The sequence below is a fragment of the Occallatibacter sp. genome (assembly GCF_049582745.1).
Lineage (GTDB): Bacteria > Acidobacteriota > Terriglobia > Terriglobales > Acidobacteriaceae > Telmatobacter.
Map to the genome: position 1 here is coordinate 18408 of NZ_JBAUUO010000173.1, position 20299 is coordinate 38706.

Genomic DNA, 20299 nt, shown 5'->3' on the forward strand with positions numbered 1-20299 from the left:
AACAAAGTGAAGGAGTGAAAGAAAGTGAAGGAGTGAAAAAAGTGAAAGAGTGAATCAGTGAACGCGCCTTCACTTTTTCACTTCTTCACGGGTTAACTCATTACTTCTTCCCGCTATATCCGATGTGTCGGCCCAATGATGTGCCAGTGAATGGCAAACCAGCTCAGGAAGGCGCATGCGAGCGCAACGAAGGCAAACTTGAGCTTGGTAATCACGCGAATGTTCCGGCTCCAGGCATCGATTCCGGCGACGACGGCGAGCGTGCTGATCACGATGGCGAGCATGGCGATGAAGTTCATCGCGACAAACCACTTGAACCATGCCGGAGTGGGAGGCATGAGGTCGTTGCCCTTTATTAGGAAATAGCCCAGCAGCACGCCAAGGAAGATGACCCAGAGAAAGGCGGCCAGCCGCGGCGCAGCAGTGAGCCAGATGGTTCCGTGCTGTGGCTCGGGGCGCGGACGCTTGCGCTGGAAGAGGCGGCGCCAGGTTCGAATGAGACTCGCAAGAATCACAAGCACGAGGATTCCAATGCTTGACCAGAGAGCGATCATTATCCAGGCCTGATTCTCATACCAGGGCACGCGCTGCAGCTGCACTCCCGGAAAATCGACGGCGAGGCGCACCACTTTATTGTCAGCATTGCGAATCGCAAAGAGGCGCTCCTGCTCGCCTTCGGCCTGCCAGAGATCTTTGCCGATCGGCTTCCATTTGATCGGATGATCGCGCAGGTCTCGCACGCCATTGATCGTGAGAACCCCGTCTTTGTCGACCGATGCACTGCGCTGGCTGAAGAGTGTCGAAAGCTTCAATTTGGTGGTGTCGTCGCGGCGCGTGGACTCGTATGTTCCCGCAATATCCTTCAGCTGATTCGCGGCAGTCTTCAGATACTGGACGTCGGGTGCGCCGGGAAAGTAGCGATCGGAAAAGAATTTGATGATCTCCGGCCTCGGCTCTGAGCCGCCGCCTGCCGAGTTGTAGGAGACAAAGAGCACAATCTTCTGCGTCGGTTCCACAAAGAACAGGCTATGAAAGGCGATCAGATCGCCTTCATGCCCGATCCAGTGCAGATGATTGCGCCAGTCCTGGTAGAAGCCCATGCAGATTGGCGGCAACTGATCGCTGGCGCGAAACTGCGGCGTCCACATCAGGGCGAGCGTCTCCCGCTTGAGGATGCGCCTGCCGTCGAGTTCGCCGCCATTCAGCAGCGCCTGTCCAAAGCGTCCCATATCAGCAGCGCTTGAGGAAACGCCGCCTGCGCCGACGGGGTTGAAGATTTCAAAACCGACGGGTGGCTTGGTGGTGTTCGATCGATAGCCATCCGACGGCAAATCCGCCAAACGTTTCTGCAGCGGCTGATAGAACGACGAGTGCGTCATGCCGAGCGGCCCGAAGATGTGCTCCTGCACGTATTGTTCGAAAGGTTCTCCGCTGATGCGCTGAACGATGTAACTCGCCAGGCCGACGCCATAGTTGGAATATGCCGGAATTTCTCCCGGCGGATAGATGCGCATCGGCTGATTGGCGATCAGATAATCGCGCAGCGAGACCGCCTGTTTGGGATTGGTGAGGATGATATCGTCAATGGTCTCTTCAAAACCCGCTGTGTGCGTCATCAGGTTGCGCAGCGTGATCGGTTTGTTGAAGGCAGGGCGGATCGGGAAGTCGAGATCCTGATTGACGTCGGTGTCGAGGTTCAGCTTGCCTTGCTCTTCCAGTTGCATCACTGAGACCCATGTAAAGAGCTTGGAGATCGAGGCCAGTCGAAAGATCGTCGAGGCTGGATCGACGGGCTTTTTTGATTTGATGTCAGCGTAACCGTAGCCCTTCTCGAGCAGGACATTGCCATCCTTCATCACCAGCACCGAAGCTCCGGCAATATCGCTTCGCTCAAGCTGGAGAGGAAGAATGCCGTCGAAAAATGCGGCGAGGTCACTCTGGTCGAGAGAGTGGGAGGGTGTAGGAGTGCTTGTTCCGGGTTTGTTGGCTGGGGGCTGTGCGATATGGCTGGTATCCGGCGGAGCCTTCACGATGGGAGCCTGGGCCAGAGCCGGAAACACCATGAAGATCAGTGCGGCCACCAGCGCCGCGCCTGCAAATCTGCGCATAAGCCTCTCCAATCGCCGTGGCGCCCTCCGCTGACCGCGAAGAACGCACCACCGGATTGATCTGACTAAAGTGGGGTTTTGATTAGATCTTTTCGATCCCTGTGAACGACGATGGGACTACTGTACTTGGTGGGCTCGATGGGTTTCAAGCCAGCGAATTATATCGGCGGGCGGAAGGGCGCGGCTGAAAAGAAATCCCTGCACGCCATCACAGCCTTTTTCGCGCAGGATGCTGAATTGCTCCTCCGTTTCCACTCCCTCGGCAATCACTTCCATGTCGAGTTCATGGCCCATTTCAATGATCTTTTCCACCATCACCAGGTCCGCGTGCCTGGCGTGCATGTGCTGCACAAACGTCCTGTCGATCTTCAGTTCGATCGCGGGTACGTTCTGCAACTGCGTCATCATGGAGTAGCCGGTGCCGAAGTCGTCGATGGAAAGCTGGAAGTTGCGCATGCGGAGGCGGGTGAGTACATCGAGCGCCAGCGAAAACTCCATCAGACCCGACTCGGTGATCTCAAGCACGATCCGCTCGGCCGGGAAGTCGTATTTGCGCGCAAGGTTCAACAGGATGTCGGGGAACTTGAGGTCGCGCAGAGAACTGACGGAAACGTTGATGGCGAGCCGGGGCAGATGGCCATTCGCGGTCGAAAACTGCTTGACCTCGTTGAGCGCGCGTTCCGCGGTGATCCAGCAGAACCGGTCCATGAGCCCCAGGGCCTCGATTCTGTAGATGAAATTGTCCGGGAAAACGAGTCCGAGTTCGGGATGCTCCCATCGCGACAGCGCTTCAACCCCGGTTACGACGCCGGTAGCGATGTTGATTTGTGGCTGATAGTAGATCACGAACTCGTCGCGATCAAAGGCCCGGCGAAGATCCTCGTCCAGAATGGCGATGCGTTGCTCGCTCTGGTTGTCGGCGGGTTTCTCCGGCCCGATATTGGCGAGCAGCAATTCCTGCAATTGTCCGATCGGGAAGGGCTTTTGGAGGTGCCCGACGACAGAAAGACCCAGCGATTGAGCCAGTTTTTTGGCGGTTTCAATAACACGGATGTTGATTCCGCTCATCAAAACGATGCGCGCTTTGCAGTTGTGTTCGCCAAGAAGCCGAAGAATCTCGATCCCATCCATCTCCGGCATCACCAGATCAAGCAGAATCAAGGTCGTTTCAGGCCCGATGAGGTCGAAAAACTCATCTGAAGTCCGCGTCACATCGCACTGCAAACTCATCGCCTTCGCCAGGGCCGACACGATTTCGCCGACGACCCGATCGTCGTCAATCAGCAATATCCTGTCTCCAGCTGGCATCTGTTCTCCAGATAGTGCGGCAAAAACGGCTTCCGGCGCAAGTGCTGTCGGAAAGTTATGGTTGGAGTAGGACATGGGGCTCAACGTCAGTCTAGCCCAGCCTTGAACCAGCCAGCCTTTTCCCCAACAAGAGCTCCATTACCAACGTTGTAGGGCATAGCTATCTTATCGTTAGTGGTCTACATCCAAGTGCCTATATGCGAGACAGAAACTCCCTTCGTACCCAGAGAATCACCGAAGATTACCCACTCGCCTACCGGAGTGTCGACCAGCAAGTTTGAGACTCCCTCCTCGAAATCGGTCTCTCCCCATTCGGAATCCGTGCGGTACCTAGGGGTTCCCAGGCTGGTTCTCACCGGCTTGACGCGGCTGTGTGTGAGGCCTAGACTCACATGGGTTTGGGCGATTGCCGGCAACGCCGGCGCCCAAAGAAAGCTTCAGGGGAATCCTGGTGCTCGGCATGAAAGGGAATGCTCCGGAAACCGGAGAAATCCTGCTGTGTCTATCAGTTGGCTCGTGAAAGGGCCTCAGGCCTTTCCGCGGCAGGGGAAAAGAATTGGAGATGGTATGGTACCCGCAACAATGACGTTGGACCAGGAGATCAATCCCTGGGAAGCGCAAAGCGCGCGGTTCGACTTTGCAGCACGCAAGCTCAATCTGGACGAAGGGCTTTGGAAACTGCTGAGAACACCGGCGCGCGAAATCATCGTTCACTTTCCTGTGACCATGGATGATGGTCGCATCGAGATTTTTACCGGATTCCGGGTTCAGCACTCGATTGCACGCGGCCCTGGAAAAGGCGGAATCCGCTACGCCCCTGAAGTGACCCTCGACGAGGTGCGCGCTCTGGCAAGCTGGATGACCTGGAAATGCGCGGTCGTCAATATTCCGTTTGGCGGAGCCAAAGGCGGAGTCATTTGCGATCCCAAGAAGATGAGCCAGGGCGAACTGGAGCGCATGACCCGCCGCTACACGTCGGAGATCATCGACTTCATCGGTCCGGAAAAGGACGTGCCCGCCCCAGACGTAAATACCAACGAACAGACCATGGCCTGGATCATGGATACCTACTCCATGCATATGGGTCATACCGTGACCAGCGTTGTCACCGGCAAGCCGCTGAATATCGGCGGTTCGCGCGGACGGGTCGAAGCGACCGGACGCGGCGTCATGGTGGTTTGTGACGAGAGCCTTCGCTACCTGAACCTCCCCATCGACGGCTGCCGCGTCATCATCCAGGGATTCGGCAATGTTGGCTCAAACGCAGCGCGCCTGATGATGGAGCACGGTTACAAAATCATCGGCATCGCCGAAAAAGACGGCGGGCTGTCGAATCCCAATGGCATCGACATCCATCAGCTGGTCGAGTACAAGTATCGCAATGGATCGCTGCTCGGCTTCCGCGGCGCCGAGGCCATGCCGAGCGAAGAATTGATCGTCTCCGATTGCGATGTGCTGATTCCGGCGGCCACGGAGAACGTGATCACGAGCCGGAATGCCGAGAAGATCAAGGCGCGCATCATCGTGGAAGGTGCCAACGGTCCCACCACCGCCGTCGCGGACGAAATTCTTGCCGATAAGCGCATCTTTATCGTGCCCGACATTCTCGCCAACTCCGGCGGCGTCACGGCCAGCTATTTTGAATGGGTGCAGGACCGGCAGGGCTATTTCTGGAAGGAAGCCATTGTCAACGAGCAGCTGGAGCAGATTCTGCGCGACAGTTTCGATGACGTGGTGCGTTACGCCGAGGCCCATAACGTGAACAACCGCATCGCAGCCTACATGCTGGCCATCGATCGCGTAGCGTTTACCATCAAGCAGCGCGGCATCTACGCATAGCTGCAAGCTGATCGTCACTGTAGGGCGGGACGGGCTTCGTGCCTTTCCCGCTCTTGTTTTGTTTAGGTTCCAAAAATTGACGCGCCGCAATGTCTCACGCCAGCTCAAAGTCCTTCAACCGCGCAGCTTTCCGGTCGAAAGTGAGTGTCGATGAACAACCAGCCCAACTGCCCAGAGCCGCGATGAGCGCGTCTGAAAATGAGGCAACACCTGTCCTGAGGGAAATCATTGCGGTGAAGACCTCCTGCTCGTTCTGGATGAGAAGTGTGTCCGCCTGAAGCATTCGTTCGACCGCAGTGGCGATCTCACCCTCGGACGTGCCATAAATCCTGTCCAGAACCCAGACGGTCTCGGCGATGGTCACCAGGCTGATAAATCCCGGACGATCCTCGGTAAGACGCTGCTCGATGATCTGCGTGGCGCGAGGCGATTGGACCGGGTCGTCCTGCGCAAGGTACCGGACAAGGATATTCGTGTCGATCCCAATCAACGGAGTTTGCCTCGCCGAATTCCCTCACTGGCACCGAGTGCGATTGCGGAATCCATCTCCCTAAGAGAGACGCGACGCCGTTTGCGGCCGGGAACCACACCTTTCAGAGTGGAGGTCCGCAGTTTTGGGAGGATCACGACGCTTCCGTCCGGATGAACAAAGAACTTGATCCGGTCTCCCGGTTCAAGACGAAGGTGATCTCGAATCGCCTTCGGTATGGTTGCCTGCCCTTTAATGCTAAGCGCTGACTCCATATCGCCCTCCCTTTACATTTTACAAAAAGTAATACCGAACATACAAGTGACACTTCTCACTGAAAAGAGAAAAGGGGCCTGCGTCAAGATCCGTTTGGAGTTCCATCCTGCTTTAGGCGATTAGTCCGCGGCGGCGAGTTCGGGTGCGCCGACAAAGTCGCAAACCAGCACCGTCAGGTCGTCGTCCTGCGACAAGGCCCAGCGCTGCACAGCGCCGATGAGGTGGTCAGCGGTCTCAGAGGGTGTCATGCGGGCACTGGTTTTCAGTTCCGCGGCGAGAGATTCTTCTCCGAAGAGCCTGCCTTCTGCGTTGCGCGCTTCGACCAGCCCATCGGTGTAAAGTAGCAGGCGATCGCCTGATTCGAGCGGCAAAGTCTTGCTCTCGTAGTTCGCGCCTTGAACAGCAGCCAGCAGCATTCCGTTTTCCGCAATCTCGGTCACTGCGCCATCCCGCAGGAGGAGCATGGCCGGGTGGCCGGCTGCTGCGTAGTGCAATTCTCGCGCATGAGCATCCAGGTACACGCACGCAGCGGTTACGTATTGCCCCTGCGTATTGCCGCAGAGAGCGGAGTTCATCCCGGCCAGCAGCGCCGCGGGTTGCCGAGCCTGCGCGCGCTGCGAAATGGCCGCCATCTTTACCATTGAGGCAATGAGCGCGGCGGGAACTCCATGGCCTGAGACATCAGCGATGAAGAGACCCGCGTGCTGGTCGTCGGCGATGAGGAAGTCATAGAGATCTCCGGCCACCGAGGTCATTGGCACGTATTTTGCCGCAACCTGGAAAGACCGGGAAGCAGGAAAGGCGCCAGGCAGGATGGAGAGCTGGATGCGCCGGGCCAGATCGAGTTCCTGTTGGATCTCGTCCAGTTCCTTGTCGCGACGCAGCGTGCGGCCGGCGGCAACGTAGCCCATCGAGGCAAGGAAGATCGCGAAACCGTAGGGTTCGGTCTCCGACATGTTGAGGTAGTTGCCCGCAGTGTTGTCCCAGAGTGCAAGCGCTACGAAACAGAGAAGGCCGCGGCGCAACACCACGTAGTCGCGGTCCTTTGAGCCCTGACGAACCGAATGCACAAGCACGGCAATGAGGGCGATGATAACGAGAGTGTTATTCAGCGCATGCAGGACAGGAATGCGGCCATAGAGAAATGTCGTGACAGTGATGCCGAGAAAGATGGCAACCAGAGAGTAAGTAAAAATCTTGCCGCGTTTGGGCAGCAAGCCCGCGACCTGAAAAAAGATGAACCCCGGCACCGGAATCAGCGGGTTGACGGCCGCGCGAAGGCGATGGAAGAACTCGCTCGAAGGAACGGTCATGCTTAGGATGCTGGAGTCCAGCCAGAGTCGCTGACCGTACAGGTGGGCAAAGATGGCTAGCCACACCAGCAGCGGATCGAAACGCCGACGGATAACGCATATGCCAATGGCGATCACTGCAACCGTGGTAAATGCCGCGCCCAGAATGAGCTTTGGCTCATCGTGATGAAAAGCCCGCAGCACTTCGCCGGCTGTGAGTTGTGCATCGAGCGCGAACATTTGACCCTCATGGTAAACGATGAGTGAACTTATACTGTTCCCAATGGAAAAACGAAGCGCGGGCCTTTTAATGTTTCGTCGCAGAGACGCAGAACTGGAGGTGTTCCTCGTCCATCCCGGAGGGCCCTTCTGGGGCAAAAAGGATGCGGGCGCGTGGATGATTCCCAAGGGCGAATACACCGACGGCGAGCTTCCTCTCGATGCGGCGCGGCGCGAGTTCCACGAAGAAACCGGGTTCGGAGCCAGCGGCGAATTCATCGATCTGGGTACGGTAAGACAGGCCGGAGGCAAGCTGGTCAGCGTATGGGCGTTTGAAGGCGATTGCGATCCAGATAAGCTCACCAGCAATCTCTGCATGCTGGAGTGGCCGCCGCACTCGGGGCACATGATCGAAATTCCCGAAGTGGATCGCGGCGCCTGGTACGCGCTCGCAGTGGCTAAATCGTCCATCTTGAAGAGTCAACAGCCGTTTCTTGATGTCCTTTCGGCAAGGGTGCTCAAGCGGTAATCCATGACAGACCCGATTTGAAAAATGCTGTGTGCGGTTCGCGACATCCAGGATCAGCGGTTTGAGAGGCCCGTGCGATGCGGTCTATAGTTGTAGTGGCACCTGCAAAAATCGCCGCACGCGGGTACAAAAGTCTGGAACCGCCTCAACAACCAGGTTCCGAACGGGTGCGATTTCAGAAAGACTCAACTGGACTGACGAAGAGACAGTGAATCTCCCTAACTCCATCACGCTGAGCCGGATTGCCATGATCCCGCTCCTTTTGTGGATACTGTCGCCGCATTTCCCCTTGCAGGGACCGAACGGCGAACAGGAGATTCTGGCTTCGGTCCTGTTCGTTCTGGCCTCGATTACCGATGGCCTCGACGGATACCTGGCACGCAAGCGGGCGCAGATCACGACGATGGGCATGCTGCTGGACCCCATCGCCGACAAGATCATGGTCACCGGCGCGCTGATTGCGCTGGTGGCCTACAACCCTCACGTGGTCAAAGTGTGGATCGTGGTGGTCATCATTGCGCGCGAGTTCCTCATCTCCGGCCTCCGCTCCATTGCATCCACTGAGGGCTTCACCATCCAGGCCAGCGAGTTGGGTAAGCTCAAGACCGTGGTGCAGATCGTGTGCGTCGTCTCTGCCGTGCTCGCGCATCGCTGGTTCCAGTGGCAGTTTGGCGTGGTGGTTATTCCTGTGGAGTGGATCGCCATCGCTGCGATCTATTTCACAGTGCTGGTCTCGACCATTTCGGCTATCGACTACTTCGCTGCGTTCTGGAAGCAGATCGACCACGCGTCAAAGGACCGGCGCAAGTCCTATGTGCTGACGCGCCAAAAGGGCACGGGAACCCAGGGCGCGAATCCGTAACCGCATCACGGTAATCGCGTTCGGCGGTCCAAACGGCAGTCTGAGATGGTGTTTTGCGAGGCGCGTCGTTCGACGTCGCCCCGCGCGCTGTTTCGTTACTTCTTCGGTTTGCGGATTACGGCCAGGTCCTGCATCCGGTCAATCACTCCCGGCGCAATCGCCTCCAGTTTTAACTCAAGGTCCTCTACAAAAACTTTCGCGTACTCCGGAGAAAAAACATATCGCCGGTGGGCCGCGTCGCGCCGGTGGTATTCGATCCAAACTCGGAAACAGCTTCCTCTGCCTTGCGCCGGTACCAGCTCGCTTCGTCGACGTAATACCAGTGTCCATCCTGCGTGAGTTGTTCTGCCGAATAGTTCCGGATGCCTCCACGGTCGTGGGTCCATGCGATCGAGGTGTAGCTGTTAAACGTGAGGCAAAGCAAGCCGCCCGGCTTGGTCACGCGGCTCAGCTCCCTCAGCCACAGCTTCGCGTCGTCCAGGGAGAAGTGAGAGAACGTCGAGACGGAATAGACCAGATCGAAGGTATCGTCGGCGTACTTCAGCGGTGGATCGAAGTTGTTGGCATACACATCGGCATTGGGGAAGGTGCGCTTTACATAGGCAACGTTGTCAGGATGCGCGTCGCAGGCGTGGGCCTTTACCCGGGGGTATTGCCGGTTAAGCTGCAAAAATTGCCGCGCAACGCCACAGCCGAAATCCAGAACGTTGACCGGCTGATCGAGATCGACACCAAAGATCCGTGCCGCCGTCACAATCGGCATCATTGTTGTGACGCCCGACTCGTAGTAATGACGGAGCGTGTGGCTCGACGTGCGCCGCAGGCAGTGATTCGGAGGTACGGGGAAGTCGATGATGCCGAAGGTGCGTAGAAACGCGCACTTCGTGGCGAAATAAACGTCGATGCCGCGCTTCGCGGTGCTTTTTCCGATCGCTTTTGCGCGATCGAATGCGCCAAGCCGCGGAAGTGCGGGGGAATACTCTAAAGCCGGACGGTCATTCACCTTTTCCATGTTTCTGGTTGCCTCCATTGTGTGCGTTGCGTTTCTTCATCGGGACGAGCGTAGGTATGAGGTGCGGGAACGAGGGGCGAGCGGAAGAGGCGTCAATCTCCTCATGATCCACGATATCAAAGACTGCGAATCCAACAACGGTTGCTGAGGGTTAGTCCGATTTAGCGAATAACGACTGGCGTCTCATCCGCTCATGCTCCCATGCGTGCTGGCAGCCTTCAGTCTGTAAAGGAGTTAGCCCCCTCCTCACAGTGACTTTGTACAAAAAAGTGTATCGTCATTTGGGATCAAGCGGCGTGCATGTTCCTTGATCTCATTTGCTGTGCAAGTTGGGTCACGGCTTCGTCTTTCCACGCGGCCAAGAGAAAACCGCCGAAACGCCGTTCAAGTACAGCGAATTCAATCGGAACCATTGATTGCGCGCAAACGTATTTCCCGACAAGGAAGTCCACCATGACGAATAACCTGCGCATTGCGTTTCGGAAGTTGAGGAAGTCTCCGGGGTTTACGTTGACGGCGATTGTGACGCTCGCTCTTGGGATTGGCGCCAACGCCGTCGTGTTCAGCGTGCTGAACGCGGTAGTGATTCGCCCGGTCAATCTCCCCAATGCCAGGAGTCTTTACGAGGTGCAGCGCTTCAAGTATCCATCGCACTCCTATCCCGACTACGTGGATATGCGGGACCGCAACCACACGTTCGAAAGCATGGTGATGACCCAGATCATGGGGCCGGTGGGAGTGGACATGGGAGGCAGTCCCTCGACTGCGTGGCCCTACCTGGCCAGTGGAAATTACTTCGATGCACTGGGAATTCAGCCCTACCTCGGCCGTTTCTACCACGCCGCGGATGAGCAAGGAGCTGGCAGCGCCCCCTACGTCGTGCTGAGCTACGCCTACTGGCATGGCCATTTTCACGGCGATGCAAGTCTGGTTGGCCGAACGGTGCAGATTAACAAGCACCAGCTCACGATCATTGGCGTGGCGCCTCCTGAGTTTCGCGGAACCGAACTATTCTTTGCTCCCGCAATGTGGATTCCGATGGTGGAGCAGCCCACGATCGAGGGCTACGACGTGCTGAAGCAGCGCGGCAACCACAACGGCTTTGTCGTCGGAAAACTGAAACCCGGCGTGACTCCTGCCCAGGCGACGGCGGACTTGAATGCTGTCGGTGTATGGCTTTCCAAAACCTATCCAAGTGACGACGACGGTCTGACATTCACTCTGGCACGGCCCGGGCTGGTCGGTGACATGCTTGGCGGCCCGGCGCGTGCGTTCATGGCTGGCCTGATGCTGCTCGCTGGCCTCATCCTGCTGGCCGCATGCGCCAACCTCGGCAGCCTCTTCGCGGCTCGCGCGGCCGATCAATCAAAAGAAACAGCAATGCGCCTCGCGCTAGGCTCGCGCCGCGGAATGATCCTCCGCCAGATGCTGACTGAAGCGGTACTGGTCTCGTTGGAAGGCGGAGCGCTGGGGCTCGGCGGCGGTGTTGCCGTACTGCGCTTGCTGAGCACTTGGCAGCCGATTCCGGATACGCCCATCAATGTGCCGGTGAACCCAGATTTCCTCACCTATTTCGTAGCGCTGGCATTGGCACTGGCCAGCGGCCTGCTTTTCGGAATGGTGCCGGCGCGTCAGGTGCTGCGGTCGGATCCGTGGCAGGTGATTCGTACCGGGGCGGCGGGTGTGGGCGGGCTGCGGCGCTTCACGCTGCGCGATGTTCTGCTGGCCGTTCAGATTGCCATCTGCGCTGTGCTCGTGACGTCTTCGCTTGTAGCGGTGCGGGGGCTTGCGCGATCAATGCACAGCAATTTCGGATTTGTGCCACAGAACGTGATGCTCGGGGGAACTGAGCTGCATATGTCGGGCTATACCGACGAGCGAATGCCGCAGATGCAACGCCGCATGCTCGATGCAGCGGCGGCCATTTCGGGCGCAACGGCTGTGGGCTATGTCGACCACCTGCCGCTCGGAATAGAGGGCGGCGACTCCTTTGTCTATTCCGATGCCACCACAGATTTTCGCCCCACCAACTTTGCAGCCGACGCCATGGGTTACCACATCTCGCCCGGCTACATCGAGGCCGCGGAAACCCGTCTGCTGGCCGGCAGAGATCTCTCCATGCAGGACGATGCCAAGGCGCCGAAAGTGGCCCTCGTCAACCGGCAATTTGCCGTCAAGGTCTTCGGATCAGTGAACAAGGCGATTGGCGGGCATTTCAAGTTCTGGGGCGGACAGCGGGCGGAAGTGGTGGGCGTCGTGGAAGACGGAAAATACCGCACGCTTACCGAAGATCAGCAGCCGGCGATGTTCTTCTCGTTCCTGCAGCAGCAGTCGAGCAACACCTGGCTGCTTGTGCGTTCGAGCCGCGATCCGCAGGAGATCTCCGCGGCGCTGGAGAAGGCTCTGCACGGGCTTGACGCGGCCATGCCCATCGTCGTGAGGCCGTGGAGCCAGACAATGGATTCGGCGCTGTTTGCCGCACGGGTGGCCACCGTGGCTCTCGGAGTGCTGGGCCTGCTGGGCGCAATGCTCGCCGTCACCGGAATCTTCGGTATGGCGTCCTACACCGTAAGCAAGCGGTTGCGCGAACTCGGCATTCGCATGGCGCTTGGCGCCCGGCGAAAACAGGTTCTGCGGACTGCGCTGGGACGCGCGTTCGTGCTGCTGTCGGTAGGTTCTGCTGCTGGATTGCTGCTGGGCCTTCTGGCGACGAAGGTCTTGTCGTTCATCGTCTACCAGGCGACACCCAATGATCCAGTGGTGCTGGGAGGCGTAATCCTCTCAATGCTTGTGATCGGGCTGGTGGCCGCATGGATTCCTGCGCAAAGAGCACTGGAAGTGAATCCTGTGATCCTGATGCGGGAAGAGTGAGCACGAGAAGGGCCAGATCCATTCTCCCCGCGCGTTGGACGCTCACGATGACAGCTATGTCCGATGTGCCCAGTCTGTCGAAAGTTTAGAAGCTGACTTTGCGCTCGGGAAACCAGGTGAGCTTGATCGTAGTAGTCGTCACGGTCTGCTGGCCCGGCAGGTAGATCGGCGCCTTCCAGTGTTCGAGCGCGAAGCTCCCGTTAATCTCAAAATCCTTGCCGATGCGCTTCACGGCCTGGATGTTGAAATCGTTCAACGTCGTGCCGCCGTAGATCAGTGATCCGGTTCCGGGTCGCGTCAGCGTAGTTGAGCCGGGGATGAAGTCCTTGGCCACTTTCTGATTTCTCACGCCTGCCTGGATCCACTCGTTGCCGCTGAGGTGGTAGGTGATCCACCCCTGGCCGCCCTTGCCTTCGCGGCCGATCCAGTCCCCAAACATCTGGCCGTTGTTGGTGTAGCCCTGCACCTGCACGGATTCCCAATAAATGAAGCGCCCCGAGACGCTAGTGGATACGGGTGGGTCGGTATACACAGCTTCGGCGCGAAGATCGAGCTTGGGTGCTCCCGGCACATGCGAGAGATACAGGCCCGGGCGCCAGGCCGCTCGGCGCGGAGCGTCGATAGGCGAGACGTCGTCGTGTACTTCTCCGTCGGCGTAGAGCGTAAGCCAGTTGCGCAGGTAGGGCAGGCGATAAGAAAAGTCGAATGATCCGAACCGCGCACCTGGATCGTTGCGGCTGAATTTTTCGGCCGCGGTTACGTTGGCGAAGCTGAAGAAGCTCTTAAGAAAGCTATGCAGCGTGATGGGGACGTGTCCTTTGCCGCCCCAGATGACAGTGCGCTCGAAGCCGAATTCAAGATTCTCTGTCGGACGAAAGCTGATTTTCTCCACGTGTACCCACGGGTCGTTGGGCGCCGTGTGTCCTTTGAGAGACCCGATCAGGAAATCGTAACGAAACGGTCCGGTGAGATAGGAAAGCCCCGGAACGTGCAGCGGTTCGATGCGATTGATGCGGAAGGAATAGATATTCTCGGCGTTATTGGAGTAGGCGAAGGCGCCGCCTTGTCCGGGCCCGGTCCAGTCGTCCTGCTTGCCAAAGGAGATTTCGTGATTGAGAACGTTCGTTGAGACATACGCCTCAACGATCCGGCCATGCGTAATGGCGCCGATCGGCCCCATCGGAATCGTGGCCTGAGCATAAGGAGTACCGGTCGCCGGGTCGATGAACGGTACGCTGTCGAGATTTGAGAATGTTTGCGCGAGTAAGGTGGAATACCCCGTTGCCGAGGGAGCTGCCTGAAATTCGCCGCGCGCGTAAAGCAGAAAGCGGCCGGCGGATGCATAGCCACTTACGCCGGAATAGTTGTTGAACCCGTTTTCGTAGGGGCGGCCGTAATCGTTGATGACCGTCTGGCCGAGGTGAAAGCTGTCGTGCAGCGGCGTGCCGGTGATGGCGCGCGACGTGGAGTAGATGGATTCAATCCGCGTCTTGCCTCTGAACACGCCGCACGGCCCCTGCATGTCGGGATGAAGCTCGCGATCCAGGGCTTCGTAGATTTCCTGTGCCTCGGCTGTCGCTGCGTCCGGCGTGTCCTGCGCGTCTTCGATGCGTGCGCCGGCATCTTCAAGCATGTGCTCAAGGCTTGCGCGGGTCCACGGGCGCAACCCGAGGAAAACCGTGTCGACGTAGCCGAGGCCGTAGAGGCGCATGACAGCGGGATATACCCAGCTGTCCACCGGAATATAGGGCGAATCGAGCGTCGATGGCTCGCAGACCGGGACCGGACGACCGCTGTCGGGAACTGCTTGGGCCGCGCCTCCATCTGCTGCTGATGATTCGGCTGCGAGTGGCGCTGGACTGAGAGCGAACAGTCCTGCCAGCACAATCGCACTTGAAAGGACAGAAGGAATGCTTGCGCGTTTACTGACGCTCATTTCCTCACTTTACCATTCTGGTTGAGCCGGACTCAGCTATGTGCTCTGTTATCCGGAGGATAGAAAAAACCGAAATGCGGCAATGTTCGTTGGACTTAAGGACCGAGGAATCGGGTAGCGAGGTCAAGTTCAAGGTTAAACGCAGCCACGATTTGTTGATTGTTCTGCGCCGGCTCAATGCCTTTGCTTTTGAGGTAGGCCTCCAACGTGGATACGGCCGGCAAAAGAGGAGCAGCGGATGGCTCGCCCTCTGTTGCGCTTCCGGGGAGCGATATTCCCGCATGCGCGGTGCACTCCAGCAGCGTCGCTCCGCGCCCCTGGCGCGCGCGCGCGATCGCTTCGTAGGCAACGCGATACACAGCAACGGCGTCAAGCGCATCGACGGTGATGGCAGGCACACCGTGAAATAGGGCATCGGGATTTTTGCTCTTGCGAAGGGGCTTCACTGCGCCGGCCAGTTCGGCGGCATCGGCGTAATGCACAAAGACGATGGGGAGCCTTTGCGAGGCGGCGGCGCTCAGGATGTCGTGCCACGGCCGAAGCGACTGCTCGTTTGAGGGAAGAATCGCGGCCACGATGGAACTCTGTTTTGCAGTCTGCGCGGCAAGGGCGCGCTCGCGAATGGAGACTGGGCGCAGCGCCTTATCGCCTGCAGGAAGAATGTTGTTTTGCTCCATAGCGGAGGCGAACGGTGCGGCAACGTCGCCGGGAGTCGCCGATCCCGGAGCCAGTGCGCGAAAGAGGCTCTCGAGTGCCATTCCCTTAACTATCGCGGGCAGCCAATCGTCGGCTGAGAGGCTGAGCGAATCGTTTGGCTGCAGATCGATCGCGATGGCAGCGGCCGTGGCCTCGCGCCCCGACGACGCATGGAGATCGGTTGCGAGCTTGCCCTGTTGAAACAGAATCTCCGCACGCTGCTGCACCATGCGGCACTTCACCATCGCTGCGTAGATCGCGAGCAGCTTCTCATTGGACACAAGCGAGAACGTCTCCTTCGGAGTCGCGGGCTTTGCTTTGTGCTGGGGCTTTGATTTAGGAATGCTGGCCATGGTTGAATTGCCGCGTCTCTCGAGTTTGATTGGTCAGCCCGGGTCGGGCTGGTTCAACGTAAGTCTGGTTCAACGTCAGTTTCGTTAGATGCTAAGTCGTGTAGTCGGCGTTGATGCGGATGTACTCGTGGGTGAGGTCGGTGGTCCAGAACGTGCATGAGCCACTGCCCTGGTGGAGATGGATGGCGACGGAAAACTCCGGTTGCTGGATGTAGGCATGTGCCGCATTCTCATCGTATTCAGTGGCCCTGCCGCCATTCCGGCAGATGGGAAGCTCGCCGAAGGAGATGTCGATAGCGTCGGGGTTGATCTCAGCGTCGGAGTAGCCGATGGCGGCCATCAGGCGTCCCCAGTTCGGATCGCAGCCCGCCCATGCCGTCTTCACCAGCGGCGAATGCGCGATCGCCTTGGCCACGCGCACCGCGTCGGCATCCGACGCGGCGCCCTCGATGCGCAGTTCGACGACATGCGAGACACCCTCGCCGTCGCCCACGATCTGTTTGGCGAGCGATCGGCAGACGTGCTTCAGCCCCTCGGCAAAGGGCAGATAGAATTGACCGCCGAAATCGACCCCGCTCGCGCCTGACGCCAACATCAGCACCGTATCGTTTGTCGAAGTGTCGCCGTCAACCGAGATTCGATTGAAGCTGACTTCGATCGCTTCACGAAGGTACCGATTCAGCAAAACAGGTTCGATCTTTGCATCGGTCATGATGTAGACCAGCATCGTAGCGTGAGGCACGAGCTGCGGATGAATCATTCCGGAACCCTTGCAAAGAGCGGCAATATGCACTTCGGTGATATTGCCGTTGTCATCTTCCATGTGGAATGGCAGAAAGGCCGTCTTCTCCACGGTATCGGTTGTGAGGATGGCCTCGGCGACCTGCTGAAAGTGATCGGACTCGGAACCAATGGATTTCGCAAGTTCCGGCAACGCAGCGATGAGTTTTTCCGCGGGCAGGGGAACGCCGATAACACCCGTTGAAGAAGGAAAGACTTCTTCGGGCTTGCAGGCAAACGTTGCGGCCGCGGCCTTGCAGGTGGCGCGGGCCGCATCGATGCCTGCCTGACCTGCCGCGCAGTTGGCGTTGCCTGCATTGATGGCCACCACGCGGACCCTGCCGCCCGTCGCGCGGAGATGTTCTGCATCAACGAGCAGCGGCGCGGCCTTCACGCGATTGCCCGTGAATGCAGCTGCGGCAGATGCGAGCTCATCGGCAACGATCAAAGCGAAGTCGGTGCGGCCGCTCTGCTTCAGGCCTGCCTTGGCGGCTCCGAAGCGAAAGCCGCGGGGAATCACAAATTGAGAAAGGTCGCTCATCGATAATTTCGGGCAGGATCTTGCGTGTCGGATAGTTTGCCGGAACAAAAGAGTCAATCCATTTAATCTAACAAATGGAGGCTGGATGACCGAGAGCCGAATGCAGGCAGCGGCCCATCACGAAGAGCATTTTCTTGAGCTGGCCCACGTGAACGTGGCGCGCGGCGATCGCGTAGTGCTGCACGACATCAATCTTTCAATTCGGACCGGCGAACACGTTGCGATCCTCGGCCCCAATGGGTGCGGCAAATCGACGCTGATCTTCACCATGACCTGCCAGATTTATCCCATCGTCCAGCCTGGCATGCAGGTACGCATCTTCGGGCGCGAGCGCTGGGACCTGACCCAACTGCGTCGCCACTTCGGCATCGTAGCCGCTGGGCTGACGGGCACGGAACTTCCCGGCGAACGTACCGCGGTAACCACCGGCCTGGATGCCGTGATCGCAGGATTCTTCTCTGCCTCGACGCTCTGGCCAAACCTGCATGTGACCGGCGAGATGCGTGAGCGCGCCGTGGAGGCACTGGAGCGGATCGAAGCCGCGTACCTTGCGACCCAGCTGGTGGGCGAAATGTCCGCGGGAGAGAAGCGGCGGATTCTGATTGCGCGGGCACTTGTGCATCGGCCGCGTCAGTTGTTGCTCGATGAGCCTTCGAATGCGCTCGATCTCGCTGCACAGCGCGAGCTGCGCGAAACCTTGCGGCGCCTCGCTCAAGAGGGAACGGGGCTGGTGCTTGTCACCCATCACCTCGGCGACATACTTCCCGAGATCGAGCGCGTAATCCTGATGCGCGGCGGACGCATCGTAGGCGATGGCCCGCGCACCGAAATGCTCACCGCGCCAAAGCTAAGTGAGCTCTTCAATACGCCCGTCTGCGTCGGACGCGACGAAGAGTGGCTGCACAGCTGGTGACAAAAACCGGATCAGGTGCGGGGAACAGGAGCCTTGGGCGCCCCATTCATGACGCAGCCTTATGGCGGCATGAGTGGGAAAGCACAACTTCATCGAACCCGCTTAGGACGCGCCGCCCGATCCGGTGCCGGGTTTCGTTCCGGGCAGGCGTTTGCGTAGCAGGGCGATCTGGCCCGTGTGGTGCGCCTCGTGCTCGCAGACGTGAAACCACTTGCAGAGGTTGTTCGTAGGTCCCCACGGCCAGCCCTTGTCGGCGGCCAGAAACCACGCATCATCTTTCTTACGGAATTCGGCCAGGGTCTTCTCCCGCACTTCATGCAGAATGCCGACGTAGTATTCGCGATCGTGGCCCTTGATGGTGGTGCGTCCTGCATCGCCAAGGTTCATCGCCGGATCCCACTTCTTCTTGATGTCTGCAGACCACGAATCCCACTTCATGCCGTCGAAGGTGTTCATCTGGTAGTACGTCTCCGTCGCGGCAAGGTGCAGCATCAGCGCGCCGATGCTGTTGGCGTTCTTGTCGAAGAGATAGTCGAGATCCGCCTGCGAAAGTCCCTTCGTGGCAACCAGCACACCGTTGACCTCGCGCAACCACGTGAGCTGCGAGACGAAGGTCCCGATCTGCGGCGCATAGCCCGGCAGCGGGCCAAGCATGTTGGGGCTGCTGGTGTCGGCGTACGCCCCACCAGGAAGCGCCTCGCAGAATCCGACCGCAAGTGCGGCGGCTCCGGCGCCCACAAAGGTTCTGCGCGTGGTACGTCGATTGGCGGGTAATACTTCAGGAAGGCTCATAGGACTGGTCACCTCCGGGAAAATGAATGGCCTGCCGCGCGCGATCTGGTGCGCTGCGGAAGGCCAGTGTACATCACGATTCGCGGCTCCTGTCGAAGTCCAAAAAAGCCGCGCGGCACTCAGGACTGCGCGACCTTCAACTCCGATTCCGCATCAACCTCACCGCGCCCATCAGCCCGCCCTGCCGTGAAAATCGCCGCCCCGATACACAGCACAATCAGGATTTCTGCGATCACCGGACCAGAGAAAAAGAAGGTAAGCGAGTTCAAGGTTAACGCGATATAGCCCACGCAGAAAACGGCCAGTATGGGACGCAGGCGCGCCGACTCCGACCGTGCCATCGAAGCCAGCACCCACAAAACGGCTGCATCCATGGTCAGGGCGATGGTAATGCCAAGCCCCATGCCGCGATAGAAATCAGCGTAACTGCGCATCACGCCAAAGACCTCGAATCGCGTGCGCATGGAGGCCGCAATCATCGCGGCCTGTCCTGACACTGGTTTGCCAAACACCCCGCCGACCGTATGCAGAATGGCGTGGATCAGCGTGAGGAGGGATGCGATGCGCAAATAGACAACGGGCTTCATGGTGTCTCCGTATCAAATCGATTGAATGCGGCCGGCGTGGACTTCAAACCAATCCGGCCATGTACGCAGCGTTAGAGCGTTTCGATCCGTTTGGCGAGGCATTCGAGGATACCCGACCATGCTCCGGGACCATCGAAGAGAGCGCGTAGCTGCTCGGCGCCTTCCCCGTGGCGTTCAATCTTGCGATGTTCAAGCTCAACGAGCGTTTGGTTCGGTCCCTCAGAACTGAAGCGAATCTCGACCTCGCTGGCCTTCGACTTGTCTCCGTCGAACACCCAATCAGGCGAGTCGTGGCCGGGGCCGACATGCCATGACAGGCAAACCGCATGAGGCGGATCCCACTTCAGAACCGTGCCCCAGTCGCACTGCCCGCCTTCGACATTGCGCTCATACCAGCGGCCGCCCACGCGGGGCTCGATGAAGATTGCTTCGAAAGCCGTTTTGCCGATGTGATGCGTCGACGGCCACCAGCTCTCCATTTGCTCAACAAAGACCGAAAAGGCGCGCTCGATGGGCGCTTTGACGAGAATGCTCTTAAACACCCTTAGGTCGAGTTCTTCTGCCTGGTTTCCCATGATGCCCTCCTCGGGTGGGTTTTTCCGCGGTTTCCTGAAAGGCGCCCAGCGCCCTGGTCCACATCTGGTCGAAGTGCGCGCGCAGACGGGCCACGCCCTCCGGATCGAGTTGATAAAGCCTGCGCGTGCCTGTCTTGGTATCGGTCACGAGCCCCACATCCTTCAGCACCTTCAGGTGCTGCGAAACAGCAGGACGCGTAACCGGCAGCATCCGCGCCAGTTCGTTCACGGCAATAGGCCTGGCTGAGAGCTTCTGGAAGATCGCCATCCGGGTTGAATCGGCGAGTGCATCGAGTCCGGCTTGAAGGTAAGCATCCACTAACCGTAAGTTAGCACGAACC

18 protein-coding genes are annotated in these 20299 nt (G+C 58.6%); 5 read left to right on the plus strand and 13 right to left on the minus strand.

Going from position 1 to position 20299, the window contains the following annotated elements:
- Nucleotides 1–113: 113 nt before the first annotated feature.
- Both WCA10_RS24675 and WCA10_RS24680 read right to left on the minus strand, forming a co-directional pair.
- Nucleotides 114–2108 carry a serine hydrolase domain-containing protein gene (locus WCA10_RS24675; protein WP_472825207.1) on the minus strand — a complete coding sequence of 665 codons (1995 nt, stop codon included), beginning with the start codon at nt 2106–2108 and terminating at the stop codon, nt 114–116.
- 117 nt (nt 2109–2225) lie between these two features.
- Nucleotides 2226–3416 carry an EAL domain-containing protein gene (locus WCA10_RS24680; RefSeq protein WP_472825208.1) on the minus strand — a complete coding sequence of 397 codons (1191 nt, stop codon included), beginning with the start codon at nt 3414–3416 and terminating at the stop codon, nt 2226–2228.
- 567 nt (nt 3417–3983) lie between these two features.
- Between WCA10_RS24680 and WCA10_RS24685 the strand changes: the two genes are divergently transcribed.
- Complete coding sequence (locus WCA10_RS24685) at nt 3984–5255, plus strand: Glu/Leu/Phe/Val family dehydrogenase (protein ID WP_472825209.1); 1272 nt, start codon at nt 3984–3986, stop codon at nt 5253–5255.
- A 94-nt stretch (nt 5256–5349) separates the two neighbouring features.
- Here the strand turns inward: WCA10_RS24685 and WCA10_RS24690 are convergent, their stop codons facing one another.
- From WCA10_RS24690 to WCA10_RS24700, 3 genes are all read right to left on the minus strand, one after another.
- Nucleotides 5350–5745, minus strand: coding sequence for a PIN domain-containing protein (locus WCA10_RS24690; protein WP_472825210.1), 396 nt, complete (start codon nt 5743–5745; stop codon nt 5350–5352).
- Nucleotides 5742–5999 (minus strand): AbrB/MazE/SpoVT family DNA-binding domain-containing protein, encoded by a 258-nt coding sequence (locus WCA10_RS24695; RefSeq protein WP_472825211.1) that lies wholly within the window; start codon nt 5997–5999, stop codon nt 5742–5744. The genes WCA10_RS24690 and WCA10_RS24695 overlap by 4 nt, the downstream gene beginning before the upstream one ends.
- 120 nt (nt 6000–6119) lie before the next feature.
- Entirely contained in the window at nt 6120–7532 is a 1413-nt protein-coding gene (locus WCA10_RS24700; protein WP_472825212.1) for a PP2C family protein-serine/threonine phosphatase, read from the minus strand.
- 43 nt (nt 7533–7575) lie between these two features.
- On the opposite strand from WCA10_RS24700, the gene WCA10_RS24705 reads away from it, so the two are divergent.
- Both WCA10_RS24705 and pgsA read left to right on the plus strand, forming a co-directional pair.
- A complete protein-coding gene (locus WCA10_RS24705) occupies nt 7576–8040 on the plus strand; it encodes an NUDIX hydrolase (protein ID WP_472825213.1) in 465 nt (154 codons plus the stop codon).
- Between the two features lie 208 nt (nt 8041–8248).
- Nucleotides 8249–8902: a CDP-diacylglycerol--glycerol-3-phosphate 3-phosphatidyltransferase gene (gene pgsA / locus WCA10_RS24710; protein ID WP_472825214.1), complete on the plus strand. Its 654-nt coding sequence runs from the start codon at nt 8249–8251 to the stop codon at nt 8900–8902.
- Nucleotides 8903–9086: 184 nt separating this feature from the next.
- Here the strand turns inward: pgsA and WCA10_RS24715 are convergent, their stop codons facing one another.
- Complete coding sequence (locus WCA10_RS24715; protein WP_472825215.1) at nt 9087–9914, minus strand: class I SAM-dependent methyltransferase; 828 nt, start codon at nt 9912–9914, stop codon at nt 9087–9089.
- A 453-nt stretch (nt 9915–10367) separates the two neighbouring features.
- Here WCA10_RS24715 and WCA10_RS24720 point away from each other — a divergent pair, with 453 nt between their 5' ends.
- On the plus strand, nt 10368–12785 hold the full coding sequence (locus WCA10_RS24720) for an ADOP family duplicated permease (protein WP_472825216.1): 2418 nt from the start codon (nt 10368–10370) through the stop codon (nt 12783–12785).
- Between the two features lie 85 nt (nt 12786–12870).
- On the opposite strand, the gene WCA10_RS24725 is transcribed toward WCA10_RS24720, so the two are convergent.
- The 3 genes from WCA10_RS24725 to argJ form a co-directional block, all read right to left on the minus strand.
- Nucleotides 12871–14721 carry a capsule assembly Wzi family protein gene (locus tag WCA10_RS24725; protein ID WP_472825217.1) on the minus strand — a complete coding sequence of 617 codons (1851 nt, stop codon included), beginning with the start codon at nt 14719–14721 and terminating at the stop codon, nt 12871–12873.
- 95 nt (nt 14722–14816) lie between these two features.
- A complete protein-coding gene (locus WCA10_RS24730) occupies nt 14817–15770 on the minus strand; it encodes a thiamine pyrophosphate-dependent enzyme (protein WP_472825218.1) in 954 nt (317 codons plus the stop codon).
- A 91-nt stretch (nt 15771–15861) separates the two neighbouring features.
- Nucleotides 15862–17091, minus strand: a complete 1230-nt coding sequence (argJ, locus tag WCA10_RS24735) for a bifunctional glutamate N-acetyltransferase/amino-acid acetyltransferase ArgJ (RefSeq protein ID WP_472825219.1) — start codon at nt 17089–17091, stop codon at nt 15862–15864.
- A gap of 85 nt (nt 17092–17176) precedes the next feature.
- On the opposite strand from argJ, the gene WCA10_RS24740 reads away from it, so the two are divergent.
- Nucleotides 17177–18004, plus strand: coding sequence for an ABC transporter ATP-binding protein (locus WCA10_RS24740; RefSeq protein WP_472825220.1), 828 nt, complete (start codon nt 17177–17179; stop codon nt 18002–18004).
- 102 nt (nt 18005–18106) lie between these two features.
- Here WCA10_RS24740 and WCA10_RS24745 read toward each other — a convergent pair whose 3' ends face one another.
- The 4 genes from WCA10_RS24745 to WCA10_RS24760 all read right to left on the minus strand — a co-directional run bounded on the left by WCA10_RS24745 (nt 18107) and on the right by WCA10_RS24760 (nt 20277).
- Nucleotides 18107–18796, minus strand: a complete 690-nt coding sequence (locus WCA10_RS24745; protein ID WP_472825221.1) for a DinB family protein — start codon at nt 18794–18796, stop codon at nt 18107–18109.
- A gap of 119 nt (nt 18797–18915) precedes the next feature.
- Nucleotides 18916–19383 carry an LIC_13387 family protein gene (locus tag WCA10_RS24750; protein WP_472825222.1) on the minus strand — a complete coding sequence of 156 codons (468 nt, stop codon included), beginning with the start codon at nt 19381–19383 and terminating at the stop codon, nt 18916–18918.
- Nucleotides 19384–19454: 71 nt separating this feature from the next.
- Nucleotides 19455–19958 carry an SRPBCC family protein gene (locus WCA10_RS24755; protein ID WP_472825223.1) on the minus strand — a complete coding sequence of 168 codons (504 nt, stop codon included), beginning with the start codon at nt 19956–19958 and terminating at the stop codon, nt 19455–19457.
- The gene (locus WCA10_RS24760; protein WP_472825224.1) at nt 19918–20277 is read right to left on the minus strand and encodes an ArsR/SmtB family transcription factor; all 360 of its coding nucleotides are present in this window, start codon (nt 20275–20277) and stop codon (nt 19918–19920) included. The genes WCA10_RS24755 and WCA10_RS24760 overlap by 41 nt, the downstream gene beginning before the upstream one ends.
- Between the last annotated feature and the right edge of the window lie 22 nt (nt 20278–20299).

Excerpts from the sequence above, each read along its gene's own strand:
- WCA10_RS24675 (WP_472825207.1), bottom strand. The coding sequence starts at position 2,108 with ATGCGCAGATTTGCAGGCGCGGCGCTGGTGGCCGCACTGATCTTCATG.
- WCA10_RS24680 (WP_472825208.1), bottom strand. The coding sequence starts at position 3,416 with ATGCCAGCTGGAGACAGGATATTGCTGATTGACGACGATCGGGTCGTC.
- WCA10_RS24685 (WP_472825209.1), top strand. The coding sequence starts at position 3,984 with ATGGTACCCGCAACAATGACGTTGGACCAGGAGATCAATCCCTGGGAA.
- WCA10_RS24695 (WP_472825211.1), bottom strand. The coding sequence starts at position 5,999 with ATGGAGTCAGCGCTTAGCATTAAAGGGCAGGCAACCATACCGAAGGCG.
- WCA10_RS24700 (WP_472825212.1), bottom strand. The coding sequence starts at position 7,532 with ATGTTCGCGCTCGATGCACAACTCACAGCCGGCGAAGTGCTGCGGGCT.
- WCA10_RS24705 (WP_472825213.1), top strand. The coding sequence starts at position 7,576 with ATGGAAAAACGAAGCGCGGGCCTTTTAATGTTTCGTCGCAGAGACGCA.
- WCA10_RS24715 (WP_472825215.1), bottom strand. The coding sequence starts at position 9,914 with ATGGAAAAGGTGAATGACCGTCCGGCTTTAGAGTATTCCCCCGCACTT.
- WCA10_RS24720 (WP_472825216.1), top strand. The coding sequence starts at position 10,368 with ATGACGAATAACCTGCGCATTGCGTTTCGGAAGTTGAGGAAGTCTCCG.
- WCA10_RS24725 (WP_472825217.1), bottom strand. The coding sequence starts at position 14,721 with ATGAGCGTCAGTAAACGCGCAAGCATTCCTTCTGTCCTTTCAAGTGCG.
- WCA10_RS24730 (WP_472825218.1), bottom strand. The coding sequence starts at position 15,770 with ATGGCCAGCATTCCTAAATCAAAGCCCCAGCACAAAGCAAAGCCCGCG.
- argJ (WP_472825219.1), bottom strand. The coding sequence starts at position 17,091 with ATGAGCGACCTTTCTCAATTTGTGATTCCCCGCGGCTTTCGCTTCGGA.
- WCA10_RS24740 (WP_472825220.1), top strand. The coding sequence starts at position 17,177 with ATGACCGAGAGCCGAATGCAGGCAGCGGCCCATCACGAAGAGCATTTT.
- WCA10_RS24745 (WP_472825221.1), bottom strand. The coding sequence starts at position 18,796 with ATGAGCCTTCCTGAAGTATTACCCGCCAATCGACGTACCACGCGCAGA.
- WCA10_RS24750 (WP_472825222.1), bottom strand. The coding sequence starts at position 19,383 with ATGAAGCCCGTTGTCTATTTGCGCATCGCATCCCTCCTCACGCTGATC.
- WCA10_RS24755 (WP_472825223.1), bottom strand. The coding sequence starts at position 19,958 with ATGGGAAACCAGGCAGAAGAACTCGACCTAAGGGTGTTTAAGAGCATT.